This window comes from Pseudomonas edaphica (assembly GCF_005863185.1).
Lineage (GTDB): Bacteria > Pseudomonadota > Gammaproteobacteria > Pseudomonadales > Pseudomonadaceae > Aquipseudomonas > Aquipseudomonas edaphica.
The window spans coordinates 1-6,664 of record NZ_VBVZ01000347.1; the positions used below are offsets into that span (position 1 = coordinate 1).

At 53.7% G+C, this 6,664-nt stretch carries 10 protein-coding genes; 8 read left to right on the plus strand and 2 right to left on the minus strand.

Annotated features, from left to right (window positions below; genetic code table 11):
- The coding region (locus tag FEM54_RS20970) for a LysE family translocator (protein WP_171045876.1) at positions 1 to 374 on the plus strand (374 nt) is incomplete at its 5' end.
- Between the two features lie 81 nt (positions 375 to 455).
- Here FEM54_RS20970 and FEM54_RS20975 read toward each other — a convergent pair.
- Complete coding sequence (locus FEM54_RS20975; protein ID WP_138452792.1) at positions 456 to 1,562, minus strand: Gfo/Idh/MocA family protein; 1,107 nt, start codon at positions 1,560 to 1,562, stop codon at positions 456 to 458.
- 105 nt (positions 1,563 to 1,667) lie between these two features.
- Positions 1,668 to 2,093: a low affinity iron permease family protein gene (locus tag FEM54_RS20980; protein WP_138452794.1), complete on the minus strand. Its 426-nt coding sequence runs from the start codon at positions 2,091 to 2,093 to the stop codon at positions 1,668 to 1,670.
- Between the two features lie 202 nt (positions 2,094 to 2,295).
- On the opposite strand from FEM54_RS20980, the gene FEM54_RS20985 reads away from it, so the two are divergent.
- The 7 genes from FEM54_RS20985 to FEM54_RS21015 form a co-directional block, all read left to right on the plus strand.
- A complete protein-coding gene (locus FEM54_RS20985) occupies positions 2,296 to 2,802 on the plus strand; it encodes a CinA family protein (RefSeq protein WP_138452796.1) in 507 nt (168 codons plus the stop codon).
- Positions 2,802 to 3,320: a hypothetical protein gene (locus FEM54_RS20990; RefSeq protein WP_104993598.1), complete on the plus strand. Its 519-nt coding sequence runs from the start codon at positions 2,802 to 2,804 to the stop codon at positions 3,318 to 3,320. The genes FEM54_RS20985 and FEM54_RS20990 overlap by 1 nt, the downstream gene beginning before the upstream one ends.
- 7 nt (positions 3,321 to 3,327) lie before the next feature.
- The gene (locus FEM54_RS20995) at positions 3,328 to 3,774 is read left to right on the plus strand and encodes a DUF421 domain-containing protein (protein WP_027616380.1); all 447 of its coding nucleotides are present in this window, start codon (positions 3,328 to 3,330) and stop codon (positions 3,772 to 3,774) included.
- A 95-nt stretch (positions 3,775 to 3,869) separates the two neighbouring features.
- Positions 3,870 to 4,097, plus strand: a complete 228-nt coding sequence (locus tag FEM54_RS21000) for a PLD nuclease N-terminal domain-containing protein (RefSeq protein ID WP_027616381.1) — start codon at positions 3,870 to 3,872, stop codon at positions 4,095 to 4,097.
- 98 nt (positions 4,098 to 4,195) lie between these two features.
- Positions 4,196 to 5,125, plus strand: a complete 930-nt coding sequence (locus FEM54_RS21005) for a ZIP family metal transporter (protein WP_138452798.1) — start codon at positions 4,196 to 4,198, stop codon at positions 5,123 to 5,125.
- A 153-nt stretch (positions 5,126 to 5,278) separates the two neighbouring features.
- Entirely contained in the window at positions 5,279 to 5,779 is a 501-nt protein-coding gene (locus tag FEM54_RS21010; RefSeq protein WP_078828204.1) for a YciE/YciF ferroxidase family protein, read from the plus strand.
- A gap of 157 nt (positions 5,780 to 5,936) precedes the next feature.
- Positions 5,937 to 6,664: M42 family peptidase (locus FEM54_RS21015; RefSeq protein ID WP_240792777.1), on the plus strand; the 728-nt coding region annotated here is incomplete at its 3' end.

The window sequence follows — 6,664 nt, forward strand, 5'->3', positions numbered from 1 at the left end:
GTATGAAAATGATGATGGGTGGCGAAAGATCCGAAAGTAAGGAGCCAAGTACCGTCGGCCTCGCCGGAACCTATAGCTTGGGGCGTCGTGAGTTCATCACGGCGATGATGAACCCGAAGGCCATCCTTCTCTTCACAGCGTTCGTCCCTCAGTTTGTCGTGGCTGATTCAAGTGTCTCGATAACCAACCAACTGCTTATTCTCAGTGCTATCTACATATCCGTTGAACTCATGGCTGCCACCGGTTGGGCGCTGGCGGGCAGCATTGTCCGATCCCTTCACGCTACGGCCAGGCAGCTCGCGATCTGCAATCACATAACGGGTGTCATCCTGTTGGGAGCGGCGGTGATATTAGCAACCGCCAGACGCACTTAGCGCTGGTCTTCCAACAGCTCCCCTGAGCGGCTATTCGTTTGGGCACCCTCTTTCGCCTCACCGGCAGAAGAGGGCATGCCCTTATTCGGTCGGCGACTCTGTAGCTATGTAATCGGGAACTTTAGCGAGCGCGTACCGGCGTGTTTGGTTTGCGCCTGGCACCGCCTTTGCGGGTAGTGCATCCAGTTTTTGAGGTTGACCAGTCGCCAACGCTCGTTCTACGGCGAGCAGCACTCGAACGTCCCTGAAGCCTTCTTCCCCGCCTGGTTCTGGCATTGAGTCGCTCAAAATGCAATCTGAGAAGTACGCCGTCTCGCCTGCAAACTGATCGAGGACAGGATGCGAGTGCTCTTTAGTCTGGTCACCGACAGTAGCACGGTAGGTAATACCCACACCCTCGCCGTAACCGAAACAGGGAGAGGCTTCGATTTCGCCCTTAGTGCCAATGAGCTGGAAACGCTCGCTGCTTGGAAGGGTGTAGCTGATGGTGAACTGTGCCATGCGATCTCCGGAAAACCTAAGGCACACGCTTACCGTATCGGGGGTTCCCAGTGTGCTGTCGGGTGCGGTCGTGCCCACCGCGCTGACCTCGATGGGCTCCTCACCCAATAGCTGTCGCACCATATTCCGCGGGTACGGCCCCATATCGAGTACAGGGCCTGCTGCAAAGCCGTTCTGCATCCGATGGTTGGTTGGTTTGACCGTCTGTGTGAATGTCGACGTGAACAGGCGGGGTTGCCCGAAGTCTCCGGCATGCACGCGCTCGATCATTTCGAGGGTGCCTGGCTCAAAATGCAGGCGGTAAGCAATCATGAACTTTGCATTCGAACGATGCGCCGCTGCCTGCATTGCCTTGCAATCATCCTCATTGGAGGCCATGGGCTTTTCCAACAGCACATGTATGCCTGCTTCCAGGGCGGGCACTACAAATTCGCGGTGCATGAAGTTGGGCGTTGCGACATAGACGGCATCGATCTCACCGGACGCCAACAATTCGCCGTATTGCGTGTAGCTGTAGCTTTTCAGGGCGTAGCGTTTGGCTAGCTTGTCTGCCTTGATTGGATCGCCCGTTACCAGGGCTGTCAGGATGGAATTCTCGGTCTGTCCAACCCCTGGCATAAAGGCGCCTTGGGATATCGATCCGCCCCCGACCACTGCGTAACGAATTTTGCCGTTCAAATCGGGCATGTGAGCTTCCTTGTGCTTAGGCAATCAACGTGTCGCCTGCTAGATGTCGTCCATGTCGATCACCAAAGAGTTCCATTTAGATAGCGGCGAAAGCGGGCAAGAATCTCATTCGCTCAGTTCAGAATGAGGGCGAACCTCAAGCTCTGGTGGGGCATCGGTATCGGACGGCTCGAGATTGCCCTGATCACTTTTACCTAGAGAACTGTACTGGTCACGAAGCTTTCTGAGCTCTTTTGAACTCATGCTTTCTAAGCAGAGACTCGCGTTTTGTGCCTCCTTGGTGGCTCGAATCAGCTCGTCAATTTTGAGATGCAAAATGTCATTGTCGCGGTTTTGCGTATTTTGGATAAGAAATACCATCAGGAACGTGATGATGGTCGTCGACGTGTTGATGATGAGTTGCCACGTGTCGTTGTAATGGAAGTACGGCCCTGTGATCCCCCAGACGCCTATCAAAACGATAGCCAAAAGAAAGGTTTTTGAGCTGCCTGCCCAGTTGGAAAGTGCTTGGCAGAACCGTGCGAATTTCATGATTGTGGACTCCTGTTGTGTATACGGATAGACCGCCCAAAAGCTTGAAATTCTTTCTTACATTTTAACCGTTCGTCGGCTACCGAAGTTACCGAATAAGAGATGGGCGTCCCATGGCGCTCTAAATTTTATTCGTTGGAAATCTTTGGAATGTTCCGCTTCTGTAGTGGTCGATCGAACAACATCCTGTTGAGTTCAGCTCATGCCCATCGCAAATGAAATAGTCCAATACTTGCGTGAGCACGCCTTGGTCGTCACCACGGCGGAGTCCTGCACCGCAGGTAAAATCGTGACGCTGTTGTCTGAAGTGGAAGGCAGCGGCGAATTCATCGAATGTGGTTATGTGGTCTATTCGCCACAGGCCAAGCAACGATTGCTCCATGTCAACCCCCAGACTATCGAGACGTTCAACCTGACGAGCGTCGAGGTCGCTAAGGAAATGGCGAAGGGGGCTTTACGAGACAGCACTGCAAATGCCGCCATCGCGACTACGGGGATACTCGGCCCCGACGATGTGGACGGAATACCTGCGGGCACGATTTGTTTTGCCTGGGCGTTTCAGTCCGATGAAAAGTGCTATCTCTTCAGTCACGAACACCGATTCTCCGGCGGGCGTTGTCGGGTCCAAGAGGAAGCCACGGAATACGCATTACGCCAGCTTCCTCACTTTCATCGCCGCGCACGGCTCGGCGATACAGGTGAAGCCTGATGAGCGAAGACACCGATCATCCAGACATGAAAAGCCGAAACCGTCCCCTTCGTGAGGACATGGCCTATCAATTGAAAGTTTGGCGTTTCGAGCGGGTCGGCTGGTACGTGTTGGTTCTAATTTTGGTGATGGCGCTCGGGGGCGTGTTTTCCAGAGGACTGCTCAGTTCGAGAGATGTGCGTAGCGACGATGGGAAGGTGAGGGTCGAATATGAAATGTTTCATCGAAACGGCTCTACCAACTCGATGAAAATCACGCTAATAGAAAGGCCAAACTCACCCGTTGAGCTGGAGCTGGCTGGGCAGTTGCTAGAGGGCTTCAGCATTGAAACATTACAACCTGAACCGTTGCGCTCACGAAGCTCCTCTCAAGGCATGAAACTCTGGATGCAAACTGATGCTGATGGACAGGCGACGCTGTACATCACTTTGCGCGGCGACGCGGTCGGTCTCTTCCGCAGCCAAATCACCTCATCTGGCACTCGCAGCGTAAGGCTTGTTCAATTCATTTTTCCTTAGGTGGCCTATGGACTCTGTCTTACGTGCAGGAGCAATGTATTTAGCCCTTATGGTGCTCTTCAAGATTGCTGGGCGTCGCTCATTGGCAGAGCTGACGACCTTCGATTTCGTCTTGCTGATGATGATCGGCGAAGCCACCCAGCAAGCGCTGCTGGGCGATGATTTTTCCATTACCAACGGCATACTCGTCATCGTGACGCTGATCGCCATTGATGTTGGCCTATCGCTGCTTAAACAGCGTTCTGGCTGGGTATCAAGGCTGATCGATGGTGAGCCAACGATCATCGTCGAGAATGGCAAGCTCCTGCACAGACGCCTGCGGCACGCTCGATTAGTCGAAGCTGATGTAATGGAGGCTGCGCGCTCCAGCCAAGGTATCGAGCGGCTGGAAGAGATCAAGTTCGCGATAATTGAGCGCAACGGAAAAATCTCCATCATTGCCAAAGAAAATTAAAACTCAGATCCGTGCTTGCTGGAGGCTTGTGATTTTCTTGGAACGTCCGTATTCGAGCGGGGCCTAAGCTTTAACACCCTAAGGAGGGCTAAACCATGTCTGAAGCCACCAGCTATTTTGCGATTGCTGTCGCCGTGTTCATTCTGCTTGTCGATCTATGGGCCATTGTCAGCGTGTTTCGGAGCGACAAAACCGTAGGGATAAAAGCCGCGTGGGCGCTCGGTCTGATCATTTTCCCGGTATTGGGTTTGGTCGTCTGGGGAGTCGCCGGACCACGGGGGATTAAAGAGGGGCCATCTTCGCCCGAGCACAGTAAAGGCTGACTGCAATCTTTGCGAATCAGAGCCTCTGCATTTAACGTGAAAGGTGGTTTCCCATTGCTGCGTTTCATGCTCATAACGCAGAAAGCTGTGGAGGAAAAATGTCAGAGCCCTCTCCATCGGTTGGAGCGCCTTTGCGCGCGTGGTTCGTACACATTTCCCGCTCGGGGTGGGGAGGGTTGTCCTTCTGGATACTCTTGTTGTGTGTGGCTGTTTTCCTGGTCATCTGCGGTTATGGCGCATTCATCGGTGCCAATAAGGCGAATCTCCACCTTGCGTTTCTGGGCGGACTTTCCGGTTTCGCTGCGACAGCTATCGGCGCAGCCGCAGCCATAGCATTGCGAGATATCGCCGCCCGTACGCAAGACATCATGCTTGGCTTTGCCGCCGGCATGATGCTGGCCGCCAGTTCCTTTTCGCTCATTCTCCCTGGTATTGAAGCAGCACAGGCCCTTTGCGCAAACCAGTTGCTCGCAGCATGCGTTGTTGTTGCGGGATTGGGATTGGGCGTAGCGCTGATGGTTGGCCTTGATCGTTTCGTCCCTCACGAACACGAGAAAAGCGGACGCAGGGGATCGGACGCGCAGCGTATCAATCGGGTTTGGTTGTTCGTCTTGGCAATCACGCTGCATAACCTGCCAGAAGGCATGGCTATTGGGGTGAGCTTCGCCAACGGCGATATGAAGGTGGGGCTGCCTCTGACAACCGCAATTGCCATACAGGACATTCCGGAAGGGTTAGCAGTCGCCCTGGCATTACGAGTGACAGGCATCAGCGCGCTTCGAGCCGCGCTGATTGCGGTTGGTTCGGGGCTGATGGAACCCTTGGGGGCAATTGTCGGTTTAGGGATTTCCAGTAGCTTTGCCTTGGGGTATCCCATCGCTCTCGGCTTGGCAGCTGGCGCCATGATTTTTGTAGTGTCCCATGAGGTCATTCCCGAGACCCATCGCAATGGTCATGAGACACCAGCGACCTTAGGCCTGATGCTGGGTTTCGGCGTCATGATGTTTCTTGATACAGCCCTGGGCTAGTTCTGAACCTTTTATCAGTCACCCCGAAAATTTTCGGAACACCTCTTAAATTGAGCAGGTCAGTGTTCATGCACGGCAAATATTGCTTGCCGGTGAATCCCATACGGACGCCGCGATTAGGCGACGCCCGACTGACCAGAAGGAAGTCTCGAAATGGCTAGAAAAACTGTCGAAGATTTGTTTATCCACGAACTCTCTGATGTTTACAGCGCGGAAAAGCAAATCACCAAAGCCTTGCCGCGCTTGGCAAAAGCGGCGACCAACCCGCTGTTGGCGGAGGCCTTTACCTCACACCTGGAAGAAACCCAGGGCCAGATCGAGCGCATTGATCAATTGGTGGAACTGACCGGGATAAAATTGAAGCGCATGAAATGCGTGGCGATGGAGGGGTTGGTTGAAGAGTCGAAAGAGCTCTTGGAAGAGATCGAGAAGGGCGCCGTTCTTGATGCAGCGTTGATTGGCGCGGCGCAGAAGGTGGAACACTATGAAATAGCCGCCTATGGCACCCTGATAGCGATGGCCAAACACCTCAAATATGACGACGCTGCAAAGTTGTTGGCTGCGACGCTCGCTGAGGAAAAAGGCGCCGATGAAAAGCTGACAAAGATTGCTGAGCAGGGTGGCAATCAGGCTGCAACGTTGGAATCCAAGTGACAGCAGTGATTTGAAACCAGGCGGCGCCGCAATGGCGCCGCTTGCCACTTATAAGTGCCTGCGCGAGAGACCAAAAATGTCTGATGCACAACGTGGAGCTATTTCCAGAGCCTCAAACCCGCAAAACACGCTTTCCGAGTTGTTAGCTCAACTCCTGATGGCTCGCGGGCCAGGTGGGCAGGAAGATGAGGTTCGCGAAATATGCTTGCAAACCATTACTCCTCTCTGCGACGAAACATGGGTTGATGCCGCAGGTAACGTCATAGGACTTATTAAGGGTAAGCGGAAGGCTACCGAATCGCGCGGAGCTGTAAGGGTCATGGCGCACATGGATGAAATCGCGATGGTGGTTAAGAGCGTCAATGAAGATGGCACATTGAGAGTTATCGCCCTCGGAGGCGCGAACCCGGTGAATTTCGGTATGTGTCCGGTTGATATTCTGGGTGATAACGAAATTATTCCAGGCGTTTTGTCTTTCGGCTCAATGCATGCGACGCAGAATGCGCCTCAAGGCGCTGATGTGTTATCGGGAGATGTGCATTGGAATGACGTTCATGTGATTACGCGATCTTCACCCCCGATCCTGCGCACTCAAGGCGTACGTCCAGGTACGCGGGTCGTGTTGAGTCGTCATTGGCGTGAACCGTTTCGAGTGGGTGACGCCATCGCGGCGCATTTTCTGGATGACCGTGCACCCTTGGCGGCCATAATTGATGCCGCGCATCAATTGAGCCATCGCCGAGATGAGCTGGCATGTGATGTATATTTTGTATTTACGACGTCGGAAGAAGAATCCAATGCAGGGGCGATGTTCGCATCCGCGTCCCTACCAGGTGAAACCACCATCGCTGTAGAGGTCGGGCCAGTGATGGATGAGTATGGAAC

Excerpts from the sequence above, each read along its gene's own strand:
- FEM54_RS20980 (WP_138452794.1), bottom strand. The coding sequence starts at position 2,093 with ATGAAATTCGCACGGTTCTGCCAAGCACTTTCCAACTGGGCAGGCAGC.
- FEM54_RS21010 (WP_078828204.1), top strand. The coding sequence starts at position 5,279 with ATGGCTAGAAAAACTGTCGAAGATTTGTTTATCCACGAACTCTCTGAT.
- FEM54_RS21000 (WP_027616381.1), top strand. The coding sequence starts at position 3,870 with ATGTCTGAAGCCACCAGCTATTTTGCGATTGCTGTCGCCGTGTTCATT.
- FEM54_RS20985 (WP_138452796.1), top strand. The coding sequence starts at position 2,296 with ATGCCCATCGCAAATGAAATAGTCCAATACTTGCGTGAGCACGCCTTG.
- FEM54_RS20995 (WP_027616380.1), top strand. The coding sequence starts at position 3,328 with ATGGACTCTGTCTTACGTGCAGGAGCAATGTATTTAGCCCTTATGGTG.
- FEM54_RS21005 (WP_138452798.1), top strand. The coding sequence starts at position 4,196 with ATGTCAGAGCCCTCTCCATCGGTTGGAGCGCCTTTGCGCGCGTGGTTC.
- FEM54_RS20975 (WP_138452792.1), bottom strand. The coding sequence starts at position 1,562 with ATGCCCGATTTGAACGGCAAAATTCGTTACGCAGTGGTCGGGGGCGGA.
- FEM54_RS20990 (WP_104993598.1), top strand. The coding sequence starts at position 2,802 with ATGAGCGAAGACACCGATCATCCAGACATGAAAAGCCGAAACCGTCCC.